The sequence below is a fragment of the Stenotrophomonas sp. PE591 genome, assembly GCF_018320795.1.
GTDB classification, from domain to species: domain Bacteria; phylum Pseudomonadota; class Gammaproteobacteria; order Xanthomonadales; family Xanthomonadaceae; genus Stenotrophomonas; species Stenotrophomonas maltophilia.
In genome coordinates this window covers 31,017-44,957 of sequence record NZ_JAAOKO010000008.1, presented here as the reverse complement: position 1 = coordinate 44,957, position 13,941 = coordinate 31,017, and the positions used below count along the sequence as shown (strand labels likewise).

Here is a 13,941-nt window from a genome sequence, read left to right as displayed (position 1 = left end):
CCCTGCCTGAGAGTTCTCCCATGTCCGAAGCCAAGCGCCTGGCCGCCGAGAAAGCCATCGAGTACGTTGAAGACGGCATGATCGTCGGTGTCGGCACCGGTTCCACCGTGGCCTATTTCATCGATGCCCTGGCCCGCATCCAGCACCGCATCAAGGGCGCTGTTTCCAGCTCCGAGCAGAGCACCGCGCGCCTGAAGCAGCACGGCATCGAGGTGATCGAGCTGAACCACAGCGGCAACCTGTCGCTGTACGTGGACGGCGCCGATGAGTGCGACGCCAACAAGTGCCTGATCAAGGGCGGCGGCGCCGCGCTGACCCGCGAGAAGATCATCGCCGAGGCCAGCGAGCGCTTCATCTGCATCATCGACCCGAGCAAGCAGGTGCCGGTACTGGGCAGGTTCCCGCTGCCGGTGGAAGTGATCCCGATGGCGCGCAGCCTGGTCGCCCGCCAGATCCGCGACATGACCGGCGGCCAGCCGACCTGGCGTGAAGGCGTGGTCACCGACAACGGCAACCAGATCCTGGACATCCACAACCTGCAGATCACCGATCCGGAAAAGCTGGAGCGCGAGCTCAACCAGCTGCCGGGCGTGGTCTGCGTCGGCCTGTTCGCACGCCGCCGCGCCGATGTGGTGATCGTCGGCGGCGAGCCGCCGGTCGTGCTCTGACCCTTTCGAAGGATCCTGACGATGTCGCTGTTGCGTTCGCTGCTGATGCTCCCGCTGCTGGCCCTGGCTGGCTGCGCCACCGACGCGGCCCGCCATTGGGTCGAACTGGATGGCGCCCGCTACCAGGTCGAGCTGGCCACCAACGATGAAACCCGCGCACGCGGTCTGATGTTCCGCGACCAGATGGCGGCCGACCACGGCATGCTGTTCATCCACGACCGCGAGGAAATGCAGGCGTACTGGATGAAGAACACCAGGATCGCGCTGGACATCCTGTACTTCGACAGCCAGCGCAAGCTGGTCAGCCAGCAGCGTGATGTGCCGCCGTGCTCGGCCGGCGACATGTGCCCGCCCTACCCCAGCGGTGGCCCGGCACGTTACGTGCTGGAGCTCAACGCCGGCCAGGCCGAGAAGCTCAAGCTGAAGGACGGCACGGAGCTGAAGTTCGGCCCAGGCATCGAGTGACAGGGTTCTGCCCGCGGTAGCGCCGGCCGCTGGCCGGCAACTCCGCAGGGGTCAGATCCCTTTCGCACGCGAAAGGGATCTGACCCCCGGATTTTTCACGCGGCACCGCTTGAAACCGCCTGCGAATGACGCCAGTCTGTGGTCATGCAGGACCGGATCACACTCCCCGACTGGGATGCACTGGCCGACCTCGAAGACGAGGCGCTGCCCTTGTTGCCGACCGCGCTGCTGATCGCGCGCGATGAATACCCCGATCTGCAGCCGTCCACCTACGACGCGCTGATCCAGAGCCATGTCGACCACCTCCGTTCGGAAGTGGAGAGCATCGACAACAGCCCACTGAAAATGGCGGCGATCAACCGCCACCTGTTCGACGAGCTGGGCTACAGCGGCGACCACGACGAGTATTACGACCCGCGCAACAGCTACCTCAACCAGGTGTTCGAGCGGCGCCTGGGCAATCCGATCTCGTTGGCGCTGGTGCAGATGGAAGTCGCGCGCCGGCTCGGCATACCGTTGGATGGCGTGTCCTTCCCCGGCCACTTCCTGGTGCGCTTGCCGGTGGACGACGGCGTACTGGTGATGGACCCGTTCAACGGTGGCCGGCCACTGGACGTGGACGAACTGCGCGAACGCGCCAAGTCACACCTGGGCGGACAGATGCCCGATGACCAGGTGCTGGCGCAGATCCTCGACCCGGCGCCGGCGCGCGCGATCCTGATGCGCATGCTGCGCAACCTGCATGGTGTCTACGCCGAAGCCGGTGAATGGGATCGTGCCGCACGCAGTGCCGACCGCCTGCTGAAACTGGCGCCCGAGCAGGACGACGCGCTGCGCGACCGCGGCCTGGCGTACCTGCAACTGGAGTATCTGGCCGGTGCCCGCCATGACCTGGGGCAGTACCTGAAGCGCAATCCCGAGGCCAGCGATGCGCAGTGGCTGCGCGAGAAGCTGATCGACCTCGGCGGGCCGGTGCCGCGGCTGCATTGAGGGTGTCGGTGTGTGGACCACCGGTCCACACCCACCCCAACGGTCCGCACCCACAGGATGGGCCGGGTGGCCCGCCGGTCAGTCGACCTCGACCATCTCGAAATCGGCCTTGGTCACCCCGCAGTCCGGGCAGGTCCAGGTCTCGGGAATGTCCTCCCAACGCGTCCCGGGCTCAATATCCTCCTCCGGCAAGCCTTCCGCTTCGCTGTACAGGAAACCGCAGACCACGCACATCCAGGTTCGCAGGGTGGTGGGGCTGGCGTCGCTCATCGGATAATCGGGGCTGGATTCACGGGCGGCCATTGTCCCATTGCAGCCCACGCACCGGTAGCCATCGATGACTTCTGCTTCCCCGGCGCCCCGCGGCGTCTACCTGATCACCCCGGACGAGCCCGATACCGCGCGCCTGCTGGCCCGTACCGCGCCGCTGCTGGCCGCGGGTGCGACCTGGCTGCAGTACCGCCACAAGACCGCCAGCGACGCGCTGCGGCAGGAACAGGCGACGGCCCTGCAAGGCCTGTGCGCCGCCCACGGCGTGCCGCTGATCGTCAACGACGATCCGGTGCTGGCCAAGGCCGTGGGCGCGGCTGGCGTGCATCTGGGCGGCACCGACGGGGACATCCCCAGCGCGCGCGCGCTGCTCGGTGCCGAGGCCATCATCGGCGCCTCCTGCTACGACCAGCTGGCCAATGCCGAGAAGGCCGTGGCGGCCGGCGCCAGCTATGTGGCCTTCGGCGCCTTCTTCCCGACCACCACCAAGGTCACCAGCAGCCGCGCCCACACCGACCTGCTGCGGCAAAGCGCCGCACTCGGCGTGCCGCGGGTGGCGATCGGCGGCCTGACGCCGGACAATGTCGGTCCCATCATCGATGCCGGCGCCGATCTGGTGGCCGTGGTCAGCGGTATCTATGCCGCATCGGACCCGGTCGCGACCCAGCGCGCCTATCTCGCCCAGTTCGCGTAATGCCCAGGAAAGCCCCATGAACCACGACCAGTCCCACGCCCTGTTCTCCCGTGCCCAGCAGCTGCTGCCGGGCGGCGTCAATTCGCCGGTACGTGCGTTCAAGTCGGTCGGCGGCGAGCCGTTCTTCGTTGAACGCGCCGATGGCGCCTACCTGTACGACGTCGATGGCAACCGCTACATCGACTACGTCGGTTCCTGGGGCCCGATGATCGTCGGCCACAACCACCCGGCCGTGCGCCAGGCGGTGAAGAAGGCGATCGACAATGGCCTGTCCTTCGGTGCGCCGTGCGCGGCCGAAGTCACCATGGCCGAGACCATCACCCGCCTGGTGCCATCGTGCGAGATGGTGCGCATGGTCAACTCCGGCACCGAGGCCACGCTGTCGGCGATCCGCCTGGCGCGTGGCGCCACCGGCCGCAGCCGCATCGTCAAGTTCGAAGGCTGCTACCACGGCCACGGCGACTCGTTCCTGGTCAAGGCCGGCAGCGGCATGCTGACCCTGGGCGTGCCGACCTCGCCGGGCGTCCCGGCCGGCCTGAGCGAACTGACCCTGACCCTGCCCTACAACGACTTCGAAGCGGCCACCGCCCTGTTCGAACAGCAGGGTGACGACATCGCCGGCCTGATCATCGAACCGGTGGTCGGCAACGCCAACTGCATCCCGCCGCGCGAGGGCTACCTGCAACACCTGCGTGCGCTGTGCACGAAGCATGGCGCGCTGCTGATCTTCGACGAAGTGATGACCGGCTTCCGTGTTGCCCTCGGCGGTGCGCAGGCGCATTACGGCATCACCCCGGACCTGACCACTTTCGGCAAGATCATCGGCGGTGGCATGCCGGTGGGTGCCTACGGTGGTCGCCGCGAGCTGATGCAGCAGATCGCACCGGCCGGCCCGATCTACCAGGCCGGCACGCTGAGCGGCAATCCGGTGGCAATGGCTGCCGGCCTGGCGATGCTGGAGCTGGTCCAGCAGCCGGGTTTCCATGCCGACCTGGCCGAGCGCACCGCACGCCTGTGTGCGGGTCTGGAAGCGGCCGCCGCCGACGCCGGTGTCGCCGTGACCACCACCTGCGTGGGTGCGATGTTCGGGCTGTTCTTCACCAGCGAGAAGGTGGAGACCTATGCGCAGGCCACCGCCTGTGACATTCCGGCGTTCAACCGCTTCTTCCACGCGATGCTGGAGCAGGGCGTGTTCCTGGCCCCGTCGGCGTACGAGGCCGGCTTCCTGTCCAGCGCCCACGACGATGCCGTGATCGAGGCGACGCTGGCCGCAGCACGCGTGGCGTTCAGGGCTACCAAGGGCTGATCGCAAAAAAGGGGACGGAGGGGATTAAGTCGTTTGTGCACAAACGACTTAATCCCCTCCGTCCCCTTTTTTTCAACCGAAGACGAACTTGCCCTTCATCATCGCGAAGTGGCCGGGGAACGAGCAGAAGAAGGTGTAGTCACCGCCCTTCTGCAGGCCCTGGGTGGAGAAGCGCACGCGCGTGGTCTCGCCACCGCCGATCACCCTGGTGTGCGCCAGCACGCGCTTGTCGGCCTTCGGCAGGTAGCTGTCGGCCAGGGTCATGCGCATGCCCGCCATCGCCACCGGCTGGTAATCGGCGGTACGGGTCAGCACCCAGTTGTGACCCATCGCGGTGACAGCCAGCTTGCCGGTGTGGCGCAGGGTCAGGTCCACGGCGGTGCAGTCGGCGGCGACCTTGATCTCGCGACTGCTGAAGCTCATCTGGTCGGTGCTGTCGATGCTGACCGCACACACCCGCGCCATCGCCGACGGCGCCAGCATCAGCGCGCCCAGTCCCACTGCCACCATCCAAGCCTTCATCGTTGCATCTCCTGCGGATTCAAGCGCCATTCTAGGCAGCCTCCTGTGGCCGCGTCTGCGACCGTCTGTCGCACGCGCACTCCAGGGTTTCCGCGCATCCACCGCGATGGCATGCTCGGCCGATGCGGATCGATCTGTTGCTGCTGGATGTGGACGGCGTGCTGGTGCAGTACCAGCGCGCGCAGCGCGTGCTGCATCTGGCACAGGCGCTGGATGTCGCGCCGGAAACCGTGCAGGCCGCGCTGTACGACAGCGGGCTGGAAGCGGCGCATGACAATGGCACGCTGGATGGCCCGGCCTATCTGGCGCAGCTGAGCAAACAGCTGGGCCGCACCGTTGATGTACACACGTGGATCGCGGCGCGACAGGCCGCCAGCCATCCGCAGCCGGCCGTGCTGCAACGGCTGCAGGCCCTGCAGCTGCCGATGGCGGTGCTGACCAACAATGGCGCACTGATGCAGCAGGCCTTGCCGACTCTGCTACCGGAACTGTTCCCGGCCCTGCATGAGCGCGTGTTCTGCAGCGCGGAGTTCGGCCTGCGCAAACCGGCGCCCGCGGTGTTCCTGCGCACGCTGGAAGCACTGGACGTGGCACCTGCGCGCACGCTGTTCGTCGATGACCTGTTCGCCAATGTGCGCGGCGCACGCGCCGCCGGCCTGCACGCGGAAACCGTGCGCGATGGCCGTGGGCTGGGCAAGGTGTTGAAGCGTTACGCGGTGGGCTGATCGGGGCCAGAGCCCTCTGCGCAGGAGAGGGATCCGACCCCGACGCCAGGGCGTCAGCGCGCGGCGATGAACGCGGCAATTGCCGCGCGCAGGCGCTTCAGGCCTTCGGCCACTTCTTCGTCGGTGATGTTCAGCGACGGCACGAAGCGCAGCACGTCCGGGCCGGCCTGCAGGGTCAGCAGCCCCTGCCCGGCAGCGTGGTCGAGGATCGCACCAGCCTGGCCGGCGAAGTCCTTGCTCAGCACCGCACCCAGCATCAGGCCGCGACCACGCACCTCGCTGAACACGCCGAACTCTTCGTTGATGCGCGCGAAGCCATCGCGCAGCGCCTTCGACTGGCGGCTGACGTTGGCGGCGATCTCCGACGAGGCCAGCTTGCGCAGCGCCACGCGGGCCACCGCAGCGGCCAGCGGGTTGCCACCGAAGGTGGTGCCGTGCGCGCCAAACTGCATGGTCTCGGCCACCTTCGGGCCGGCCAGCATCGCACCGATCGGGAAGCCGCCACCCAGTGCCTTGGCCAGGGTGACCATGTCCGGCACCACGTCGTCCTGCCAGTGCGCGAACAGCGTGCCGGTGCGGCCCATGCCGGCCTGGATCTCGTCCAGCACCAGCAGCGCGTCGTGCTGGTCGCACAGTTCGCGCACGCGCTTGAGGAAGCCGGACTTGGCCGGCATCACGCCGCCCTCGCCCTGGATCGGCTCCAGCATCACCGCCGCCACGTCACCGGCGGCCATCGCAGTTTCCAGCTGCACTTCGTCGTTGAAATCGATGTAGCGGAAGCCCCCCGGCAGCGGCTCGTAGCCTTCCTGGTACTTCGGCTGCGCGGTAGCGGTCACCGCGCCCATGGTGCGGCCGTGGAAGCTGCCACGGAAGGTGATGATGACGCGCTTGTCGGCCGGGCGGCCCTGGCTGGAGGCCCACTTGCGGACCATCTTGATCGCCACTTCGTTGGCTTCGGCGCCGGAGTTGCACAGGAACACCCGCTCGGCGAAGCGACTGGCCTTCACCAGTTCCTCGGCCAGGTGCAGCGGCGGTGCGCTGTAGAACACGTTGCTGGTGTGCCAGAGCTTGCCGGCCTGCTCGACCAGCGCGGCCACCAGGTCCGGATCGTTGTGGCCCAGGCCGCACACGGCGATGCCGGCAGCCAGGTCGATGAACTCACGGCCCTGGCTGTCCCATACGCGGGCGCCCTGGCCTCGCTCCAGTACCACCTGGCGGGGCTTGTAGACCGGCAGGTAATAGTGCGAAAGGGAGATCAGCGGATCGGTCGCGGCGGTCATGGCAGTCGGCAGGGTTCAGGAACGCCCATTCTCGCGCCGGAACCCCTGCGGCACAATGCGCCCATGCGACCGTTTTCCGCCCCCCAGCTCAACCCCGCCACCGAGACCGGCTGGCGCCGTCGGTGGTTCGACATCATCTACCGCCATGACACCCGCCCTTCGCGCAATTTCGACCTGATCCTGGTGGTGGCGATCGTCGCCAGCATCCTGGTGGTGATGATCGACAGCGTGCAGCACCTGCATGCCGAATGGTCCACCGGCCTGTACATCCTGGAATGGGGATTCACGATCATCTTCACCGCCGAGTACCTGCTGCGGCTGGCGGTGGTCAAGCGCCCCCTGCGGTATGCAGTGAGCATCTGGGGCATCATCGACCTGCTGTCGATCCTGCCCGCCTACCTGTCGATGTTCATCCCCGGCGCGCAGAGCCTGCTGGTGGTGCGCGCGCTGCGCATCCTGCGGGTGTTCCGCATCCTGAAGCTGACCCGCTACATCGAGGAAAGCGGCGTCCTGATGACGTCGCTGTGGCGCAGCCGGCGCAAGGTGCTGGTGTTCCTGTTCACGGTGATCACCATCACCATCATCGCCGGTGCGCTGATGTACGTGATCGAGGGCCCCGAACACGGTTTCACCAACATCCCGGCCAGCATGTACTGGGCGGTGGTGACCATGGCCACGGTCGGCTTCGGCGATATCGTGCCGCAGACCGTGCTCGGCCGCTTCGTCACCTCGGTGCTGATCCTGATCGGCTACAGCATCATCGCCGTGCCCACCGGCATCTACACCGCCGAACTGGCCAGCACCATGCGTGAAGCCGAGCAGGCCGCACGCCGCGATGCGCGTGGCTGCCCGGACTGTGGGCTGGAAGGCCATGAACCGGATGCACTGCACTGCCGCAAGTGCGGCGGCAAGCTGCCGGATGCGTTCAGTCATTGATGCGAGCGCCGGCGATGTACACCGGCGCACGCTGATCACGCCATGAGTGGGAGCACTACTGGCGGTTGCTCTGGAAAACGAGCGTGTTGTATTCCTGCATCAGCTTGCTGGCCGATCCACGGGGCGCCATCGACGGCGAATCAAGCATGCGTCGTTCGAAATCGGTGTAAGGCTCTTTCTCGCTGACGCGCTGCAGCCGCGCCTTGCCTTCCCGACGGAAGTTCTCGGCCTCACGCTCGAAGCTGTTCCAGTCCAGCTTGCCCGGTTCCTGATCAGCCACCTTCGCATGCGCTTCGTCGGAAATGCGGTTGAACGCATCCAGACGCTCGCGGGCCTTGGCCTGATCGAAATCATCCTCGCTCATCAGATCCATGATGGCCTTGGCTTCCAGCATCATCGCCAGGCGGTAGTACTCGCGCGTGCGACCCTCGGCCTGCTCCAGTGCCTTGAGCTGCTCGCGCTGGGCGGCGTCGTTCTGGCGCTCCAGCTCGGCATTGAACGTTTCGCTGGCAGCCACGAAATCCTTGAAGGCGGCCATCAAGGGCGCGTGCAGCTGCTTGCCCTTGGCGAACTGGTCGTCTTCGTAGTCCTGGCGATCGTAGTAGTCGTGCGCGTCCTTGCTGATCGGCACCAGCGCCTTCAGCGCCTGCTGGTAGTGGCCAGCAGCAGCATCGAGTTCGGCCAGCACTGGCTTGGCAGCGATCGCCTCGGTCACGGGGGCATCGCACTGCTTCATGTCGTAATCGCTGATCTCGAACGGACCGTACACCTGTGTCTCGCGACCGGTCGGGCCGGCGGCGACATCCTTGATCCAGCGCGTATAGGACTCGATGCTGCCGTGGGTCTTCGAATCAAGCGCGTTGAAGCAGCCGATGTAGGCGTTGAGCTTGGCGGTCAACTGCTGCTGCGGGTCGGACGGCGCCGCGCTGGCGTCCGGCGTGCCGGAGGCAGCGGCGCCGCCCGCAGCGGCGGGTGCCTTGCCACCGCAGGCGGCCAGGATCAACGACAGCGAAGCGGCCAGCGCCGCGACGGAAAGAGTGCGTGACATGTGTTCACATCCCTGTTGAAAACGATTACAGCCGCACATTCTAGCGCAGCAGGCCGAAGGTCGCAGCCCTCGGCCTCTTTCGGCGACGTACGATCAATCCAGGAACAGATCCGGCAGCAACGGACGCGATGGATCCACTGCGTAGCCCGAAAGATCGGTGATACCCGCCTGCGCCAGCACGTCATCGTCGATCAGGAACTGGCCATGGAAGCCCGCCGCTTCGCGCACCAGCACCGCATGCGCGGCATCAGCCATGATCTGCGGCGTGCGGCAGCCGGCCGCATCCACGCCCGGGATCATGTTGATCGCATCGGTGGCGATGACCGTGCGCGGCCACAGCGCATTCACCGCCACGCCCTGCGGGCCGAATTCCGCGGCCAGGCCCAGGGTAACGAAGCTCATGCCCATCTTCGCCAGCGTGTAGCCGGTATGCGGTGCCCACCACTTCGGCTCCAGGCTGGGCGGCGGTGCCAGGGTGAGGATGTGCGGATTCGGCGCCTGCAGCAGGTACGGCAGGCAGGCCTGCGCGCACAGGAAACTGCCGCGCGCATTGACCTGCTGCATCAGGTCGAAACGCTTCATCGGCGTATCCAGCGTACCGCGCAGCCAGATCGCGCTGGCGTTGTTGACCAGGATGTCGATGCCACCGAAGGTATCGACCGTGGCCGCAACCGCCGCGTGCACCTGCTCTTCCTCGCGGATGTCGCACTTCAGGGCCAGTCCCTGCCCGCCTGCCGCCGTCACCGCTTCAGCCGCGGTATGGATGGTGCCCGGCAGCTTCGGATTCGGCACCGACGACTTGGCCGCAATGGCCACGTTGGCGCCGTCGCGCGCAGCGCGCAGTGCGATGGCCAGGCCGATCCCACGCGAGGCTCCGGTGATGAAAAGCGTTTTGCCCTGCAGACTGCCCACGTTCCACACTCCAGCGTATGCAATGAGCCGCTAGTATGCCGCGCCGACGCGGAGTTCACCCGGTCTTGACGATACTCGGGCCTCCAGCCAACGCACGAGGTCCACGCCATGCGCCGTTCCCGCCTGTTGCTGCCTGCCCTGGGGCTTGCCCTGCTGACTGCCTGCCAGGGCCGTTCGCCGGAACCCGGCAAGGAGCCACCCGCCGGTGACGCGCCCAGCGCGGAGAAGGCCGCCGCCGACGGCAAGATGCGCTGGAGCGAGGCCGTGGTCTGGGATGGCGATCTGAACGCATGCCGCCAGGGCGAGAATGCCGCCACCCGGGATTGCCTGCGCGATGCGATGCGAGCGGGGGGAGCAAGCGCCGAGGCGATCACCGCGGCCGAGCAACTGTCCAGCGCCGGGGAACTGGCGTATGTGACCGCCTGGCATGAGAACGAGGGGCTGGGCATTGCCACGGTCGAGTATCCCTTCCGGGCCAACACCAACGAAGGCACCCGCCTGGTCGACGCCAGCGGCAAGCGCATCGATGTGGATGCCGTACAGCTGGACGACACGCTGCGTGCCGACCCGGCCGTGCAGGAGCTGTTGAAGGCCAACCCGCAGGCCACGCCATTCGCGCCGGCGCAATCGGCCGGAGCGACACCGCTGGAGGGCGGCGGGATCCGCCTGCTGTACCGCACACCGCTGCGCGACTGCCACGCCTGCCCGGACGTGGGCCAGCTGCAGATCGCCTATGACTTCGATGCCAAGCGCAACTTCATCGGCCAGCAGGTGGTGCCGGCGACGCCGTAATCCGGAAACGTCGCGTGTCGCCGGGCATGGCCCGGCGAGCGCAGTGTCGAATCACCGGTACGCCTGCACCTGCTTCTGCAGCAGATGCGGCACGATCAACCTGTGCACGGGCGCGACCGGCAGCATGTAGAGGCGCCCGAACGCGTTATGCGTATGCACCACCGTCACCGCTTCCAGCACATCGCCCTGCCATTGCAGGGCCAGCTGTACGCGCAGGTGGCGATCATCGTCTTCCAGCACGATGGCATCGTCATCCAGCGACTGCAGGGTGAAGATGCCCAGCCGCTGGCCGGCGGCCGGATCGTCGGTGTCGTGCACCGCACGCAATGAGCCAAGGTGCTTCATCCCAAGCAGGCGCATGCCGTGGTTGCGCAGCGCCATCAGACCGTCGAACCAACCGGGAATGCTCGCGGCCATGTCGCGATAGGCCTGCAAGGCCGAGCGCCCGTCACGACGGGTGGTCGCATGGCACGCATGCACGAAATCCGCACCGGGCAGCTGAGTTCGCAGCACGCTGCCCGCGCTCGGCGGCGCGCTCATCACCCGCGATGCACTCACGGCTTCGGTCCCTGCCCCTCGTTGTCTTCCCAGTGCAGGATGCGGCGGGTGACGAAGCGGTAGACCGGCTTGCCGGTGGCGAACCACAGCTCGCGCACCCACGAAGTACGCTTGAGCACGCGCTTCTCCACCGGGGTGAGTGATTCGCGGCAGTACATGCGCTTGTGCTTGAGCAGGTGGCGCAGGTCCTCGCGGGCCAGCAGCCGCATCCAGCGCGAGCGCGGGTTGCCGATCACCGCCAGCTGGAAGTCGATCAGCGCCGGTCGCCCATCTTCAGTGACCAGCCAGTTGGCTTCCTTGGCCAGGTCGTTGTGGGCCACGCCATTGCGATGCAGCTGCTGCAGCAGGCGACGCGCGGCGCGGAACCAGGCCAGATCGCCGCGCGGCGGACGCTGGTACATGGCATCGCCGGCCATGAAGCTGCGGTCGAGGTGGCGGCCATCCCAGGCCAGCAGCTGCGGCACATCGGCCATGCCATGGATATGGCGCAGCGCGCGTGCTTCGCGACGTGCAAGCCACCACGCGGGCAACCGCAGCCACAGCGGCGTGGCCCCCAGATCGCGGCGTACGAACGGGCCATCGGGCCCTTCAACCAGAAGGATCTGACCGAAACTGTCGGCCTTCAAAGCACGGTGGGGAGCGTCTGGCGTATGTGGCATGACTCCATTCTAGGCGATGGCGCCGGTTGCAAACGGTCACGAAGCGGCTGGGAACCAGTCACCTTCACGCCCCTATAATCGGGCAATGGACTCTTCATGGATCGACGCCACGCTCGCGTGGATTGCCGCTCACCCCGTGCTGGCGGGCGCCGTTATCTTCCTCATCGCCTTCTGCGATGCGGTCATCATTCTTGGCGCCATCGTGCCGGCGCTGCCACTGCTGTTCGCGGTGGGCGTGTTCATTGGCCTGGGCCAGATCTCCGGGCCGTACGCGGTGGCGGCTGCGGCATTGGGTGCGTTTGCCGGCGATGGCATCAGTTACTGGATCGGCCGCCGCTGGGGCGACCGCCTGCGCGGCGTGTGGCCGTTCAGCCGTTACCCGCAGCTGCTCGACCGCGGCGAAAACCTGTTCCGCCGCAATGCCTTCAAGAGCATCCTGGTGGCACGCTACGTCGGCGCGATCCGCCCGTTCGTGCCGGCCATCGCCGGCATGATGAAGATGCCCGCCAGCCGCTACGTGCAGGCCAGCGGCATCGCCAGCATTTCCTGGGCGGTGCTGTTCCTGGCGCCGGGCTGGATCCTCGGCGAAGCGTACGACGCGGTGGCTGCTGTGGCCGGGCGGCTGGTGGTGGTGGTCGGCCTGCTGGCGGTGATCCTTGGCCTGGTCTGGGCCATCGTGCTGTACGGCTACCGCTGGTCGGCCGCACGCATGGACAACTGGCTGGCACGCCTGCTGGACTGGTCCAACCGCCACCCGACGCTGGGCCGCTACACCGTTGGCGTCCTGGACCCGAAGCGGCGCGAATCGGTGCCGCTGGCGATGCTGGCGCTGATGCTGCTCCTGCTGGGCTGGGGCTGGTTCGCGCTGTTGACCGTGGTGGTCGCACACGGCGAGCCGCTGGCGATCGACCTGCTGGTGCACCAGGCCATGCTGGCGCTGCGCAATCCGCTGGCCGACTACCCGATGGCTGCGCTGGCGTCGCTCGGGGCCTGGCAGGTCCTGCTGCCGGCCACCGCCGCGGCGATGGGCTATCTGATCTGGCGCCGACGCTGGATGGCCGCTGCTCACTGGCTGGCGGCACTGGCCTTCGGCCTGGCGCTGACCATGCTGCTGGGCGCCACCGTGGATGTGGTGCGCCCGATCGACGCCAGCAGCGGCTTCGGCTTCCCGTCGGTGTCGGTGACCATGGCCACCATCACCTTCGGCTTCTTCGCGGTGCTGATCGCTCGCGAGATGCCCGGCCGCACCCGCGTCTGGCCGTACCTGGTCTCGGGCATCGTGGTCAGCCTGATCGGCTTCTCGCGCCTGTACCTGGGCGCGCATTGGCTGAGCGACGTGATCGGCGGCATGCTGTTCGGCACGTTCTGGCTGCTGGTGCTGGGCATCGCCTATCGCCGCCGCTTCAACCGCTCGTTCTGGGTGAAGCCAGTGGCCTGGCTGTTCTACGGCGTCTTCGCCGTGGCGGCGATGTGGTACGCACCGCGCAACATCCCGGTGAAGCTGGAACGCTTCGAACCGACCCTGCCGGCCCCGCAGGCGATGGACATGCAGGCCTGGTGGCAGCACGACTGGGCCACGCTGCCGGCGCGCCGCAACGAGTTCGACGACGACCAGCGCTGGCCGCTGGACGTGCAGGTGGCCGGGCCATTGGCACCGCTGCAGGCGCAGCTGGAAGCGCGTGGCTGGAAGCGGCAGGAACAGGCCGGCTGGCAGCAGGCGCTGCTGATGCTGGACAAGAACACCGGCGCCGATGAACTGCCGGTGCTGCCGGCCACGCTGGACACCCGCGTGGAAGCACTGCTGATGGTGCGCCAGGGTGCGAAGCCGGACGAACGCTATGTGCTGCGCCTGTGGCCGGCACCCGCGCAGCTGCAGGCGGGCAACACGCCGCTGTGGCTGGGCAGTGCACAGACCCTGCGTTACGAACGCCACTTCGAGTGGATCGGCATGTGGCACCCGCTGCGTGGCGTCGACCCGGCGTTGAACGCGGTGAAGGACGCCGTGCAGGACCTGCCGCAGCGCGAGGACGTGCACAGCGAAACCGGGTTGCCGGTGCTGCGGTTGAAGACGACAACGCCCTGAGGAGGCCGCCGCAGCGCTCTGGTAGATGCCAAC

Annotated in this window: 16 protein-coding genes; 9 read left to right on the top strand and 7 right to left on the bottom strand. The window is 67.2% G+C overall.

All coding sequences use genetic code 11. From position 1 onward, the window contains the following. Positions 1-20 precede the first annotated feature (20 nt). From rpiA to JLDANKMP_RS17040, 3 genes are all read left to right on the top strand, one after another. Positions 21-668, top strand: a complete 648-nt coding sequence (gene rpiA, locus JLDANKMP_RS17050; protein ID WP_005410902.1) for a ribose-5-phosphate isomerase RpiA — start codon at positions 21-23, stop codon at positions 666-668. Between the two features lie 21 nt (positions 669-689). Beyond that, positions 690-1,133: a DUF192 domain-containing protein gene (locus tag JLDANKMP_RS17045; protein WP_005410903.1), complete on the top strand. Its 444-nt coding sequence runs from the start codon at positions 690-692 to the stop codon at positions 1,131-1,133. A gap of 144 nt (positions 1,134-1,277) precedes the next feature. After that, positions 1,278-2,123 carry a SirB1 family protein gene (locus JLDANKMP_RS17040; RefSeq protein WP_005410904.1) on the top strand — a complete coding sequence of 282 codons (846 nt, stop codon included), beginning with the start codon at positions 1,278-1,280 and terminating at the stop codon, positions 2,121-2,123. Between the two features lie 78 nt (positions 2,124-2,201). On the opposite strand, the gene JLDANKMP_RS17035 is transcribed toward JLDANKMP_RS17040, so the two are convergent. Next, on the bottom strand, positions 2,202-2,426 hold the full coding sequence (locus JLDANKMP_RS17035) for a rubredoxin (RefSeq protein WP_212561708.1): 225 nt from the start codon (positions 2,424-2,426) through the stop codon (positions 2,202-2,204). A 34-nt stretch (positions 2,427-2,460) separates the two neighbouring features. On the opposite strand from JLDANKMP_RS17035, the gene thiE reads away from it, so the two are divergent. Then, on the top strand, positions 2,461-3,087 hold the full coding sequence (thiE, locus tag JLDANKMP_RS17030) for a thiamine phosphate synthase (RefSeq protein WP_049460853.1): 627 nt from the start codon (positions 2,461-2,463) through the stop codon (positions 3,085-3,087). 16 nt (positions 3,088-3,103) lie between these two features. Next, positions 3,104-4,393: a glutamate-1-semialdehyde 2,1-aminomutase gene (gene hemL / locus JLDANKMP_RS17025; protein WP_212561707.1), complete on the top strand. Its 1,290-nt coding sequence runs from the start codon at positions 3,104-3,106 to the stop codon at positions 4,391-4,393. Positions 4,394-4,465: 72 nt separating this feature from the next. Here the strand turns inward: hemL and azu are convergent, their stop codons facing one another. Beyond that, complete coding sequence (azu, locus tag JLDANKMP_RS17020; protein ID WP_212561706.1) at positions 4,466-4,915, bottom strand: azurin; 450 nt, start codon at positions 4,913-4,915, stop codon at positions 4,466-4,468. A 122-nt stretch (positions 4,916-5,037) separates the two neighbouring features. On the opposite strand from azu, the gene JLDANKMP_RS17015 reads away from it, so the two are divergent. Beyond that, entirely contained in the window at positions 5,038-5,640 is a 603-nt protein-coding gene (locus JLDANKMP_RS17015) for an HAD-IA family hydrolase (protein WP_005410909.1), read from the top strand. A 53-nt stretch (positions 5,641-5,693) separates the two neighbouring features. Here the strand turns inward: JLDANKMP_RS17015 and JLDANKMP_RS17010 are convergent, their stop codons facing one another. Beyond that, positions 5,694-6,920 (bottom strand): acetylornithine transaminase, encoded by a 1,227-nt coding sequence (locus JLDANKMP_RS17010; protein WP_005414378.1) that lies wholly within the window; start codon positions 6,918-6,920, stop codon positions 5,694-5,696. 63 nt (positions 6,921-6,983) lie between these two features. Between JLDANKMP_RS17010 and JLDANKMP_RS17005 the strand changes: the two genes are divergently transcribed. Continuing rightward, positions 6,984-7,856 carry an ion transporter gene (locus tag JLDANKMP_RS17005; protein ID WP_005410911.1) on the top strand — a complete coding sequence of 291 codons (873 nt, stop codon included), beginning with the start codon at positions 6,984-6,986 and terminating at the stop codon, positions 7,854-7,856. 55 nt (positions 7,857-7,911) lie between these two features. Here JLDANKMP_RS17005 and JLDANKMP_RS17000 read toward each other — a convergent pair whose 3' ends face one another. Together JLDANKMP_RS17000 and JLDANKMP_RS16995 are read right to left on the bottom strand one after the other, a co-directional pair. Continuing rightward, entirely contained in the window at positions 7,912-8,904 is a 993-nt protein-coding gene (locus JLDANKMP_RS17000; RefSeq protein ID WP_049450508.1) for a YiiG family protein, read from the bottom strand. A gap of 93 nt (positions 8,905-8,997) precedes the next feature. Then, entirely contained in the window at positions 8,998-9,816 is an 819-nt protein-coding gene (locus JLDANKMP_RS16995) for an NAD(P)-dependent oxidoreductase (protein ID WP_005410913.1), read from the bottom strand. Between the two features lie 108 nt (positions 9,817-9,924). Here JLDANKMP_RS16995 and JLDANKMP_RS16990 point away from each other — a divergent pair, with 108 nt between their 5' ends. Then, a complete protein-coding gene (locus JLDANKMP_RS16990) occupies positions 9,925-10,608 on the top strand; it encodes a hypothetical protein (RefSeq protein WP_005414380.1) in 684 nt (227 codons plus the stop codon). A gap of 51 nt (positions 10,609-10,659) precedes the next feature. Here the strand turns inward: JLDANKMP_RS16990 and JLDANKMP_RS16985 are convergent, their stop codons facing one another. Next, positions 10,660-11,166, bottom strand: coding sequence for a DUF2867 domain-containing protein (locus JLDANKMP_RS16985; RefSeq protein ID WP_212561705.1), 507 nt, complete (start codon positions 11,164-11,166; stop codon positions 10,660-10,662). Next, on the bottom strand, positions 11,163-11,825 hold the full coding sequence (locus JLDANKMP_RS16980; protein WP_012481180.1) for a serine/threonine-protein kinase: 663 nt from the start codon (positions 11,823-11,825) through the stop codon (positions 11,163-11,165). The genes JLDANKMP_RS16985 and JLDANKMP_RS16980 overlap by 4 nt, the downstream gene beginning before the upstream one ends. 85 nt (positions 11,826-11,910) lie before the next feature. Between JLDANKMP_RS16980 and JLDANKMP_RS16975 the strand changes: the two genes are divergently transcribed. Next, positions 11,911-13,908, top strand: coding sequence for a bifunctional DedA family/phosphatase PAP2 family protein (locus tag JLDANKMP_RS16975; RefSeq protein ID WP_012481181.1), 1,998 nt, complete (start codon positions 11,911-11,913; stop codon positions 13,906-13,908). The last annotated feature ends 33 nt before the right edge of the window (positions 13,909-13,941 follow it).

Coding starts and splice junctions, on each gene's coding strand:
- JLDANKMP_RS16990 (WP_005414380.1), top strand. CDS start 9,925: ATGCGCCGTTCCCGCCTGTTGCTGCCTGCCCTGGGGCTTGCCCTGCTG.
- thiE (WP_049460853.1), top strand. CDS start 2,461: ATGACTTCTGCTTCCCCGGCGCCCCGCGGCGTCTACCTGATCACCCCG.
- JLDANKMP_RS17040 (WP_005410904.1), top strand. CDS start 1,278: ATGCAGGACCGGATCACACTCCCCGACTGGGATGCACTGGCCGACCTC.
- JLDANKMP_RS17010 (WP_005414378.1), bottom strand. CDS start 6,920: ATGACCGCCGCGACCGATCCGCTGATCTCCCTTTCGCACTATTACCTG.
- JLDANKMP_RS17045 (WP_005410903.1), top strand. CDS start 690: ATGTCGCTGTTGCGTTCGCTGCTGATGCTCCCGCTGCTGGCCCTGGCT.
- azu (WP_212561706.1), bottom strand. CDS start 4,915: ATGAAGGCTTGGATGGTGGCAGTGGGACTGGGCGCGCTGATGCTGGCG.
- hemL (WP_212561707.1), top strand. CDS start 3,104: ATGAACCACGACCAGTCCCACGCCCTGTTCTCCCGTGCCCAGCAGCTG.
- JLDANKMP_RS17000 (WP_049450508.1), bottom strand. CDS start 8,904: ATGTCACGCACTCTTTCCGTCGCGGCGCTGGCCGCTTCGCTGTCGTTG.
- JLDANKMP_RS16975 (WP_012481181.1), top strand. CDS start 11,911: ATGGACTCTTCATGGATCGACGCCACGCTCGCGTGGATTGCCGCTCAC.
- rpiA (WP_005410902.1), top strand. CDS start 21: ATGTCCGAAGCCAAGCGCCTGGCCGCCGAGAAAGCCATCGAGTACGTT.
- JLDANKMP_RS17015 (WP_005410909.1), top strand. CDS start 5,038: ATGCGGATCGATCTGTTGCTGCTGGATGTGGACGGCGTGCTGGTGCAG.
- JLDANKMP_RS17035 (WP_212561708.1), bottom strand. CDS start 2,426: ATGGCCGCCCGTGAATCCAGCCCCGATTATCCGATGAGCGACGCCAGC.
- JLDANKMP_RS16980 (WP_012481180.1), bottom strand. CDS start 11,825: ATGCCACATACGCCAGACGCTCCCCACCGTGCTTTGAAGGCCGACAGT.
- JLDANKMP_RS17005 (WP_005410911.1), top strand. CDS start 6,984: ATGCGACCGTTTTCCGCCCCCCAGCTCAACCCCGCCACCGAGACCGGC.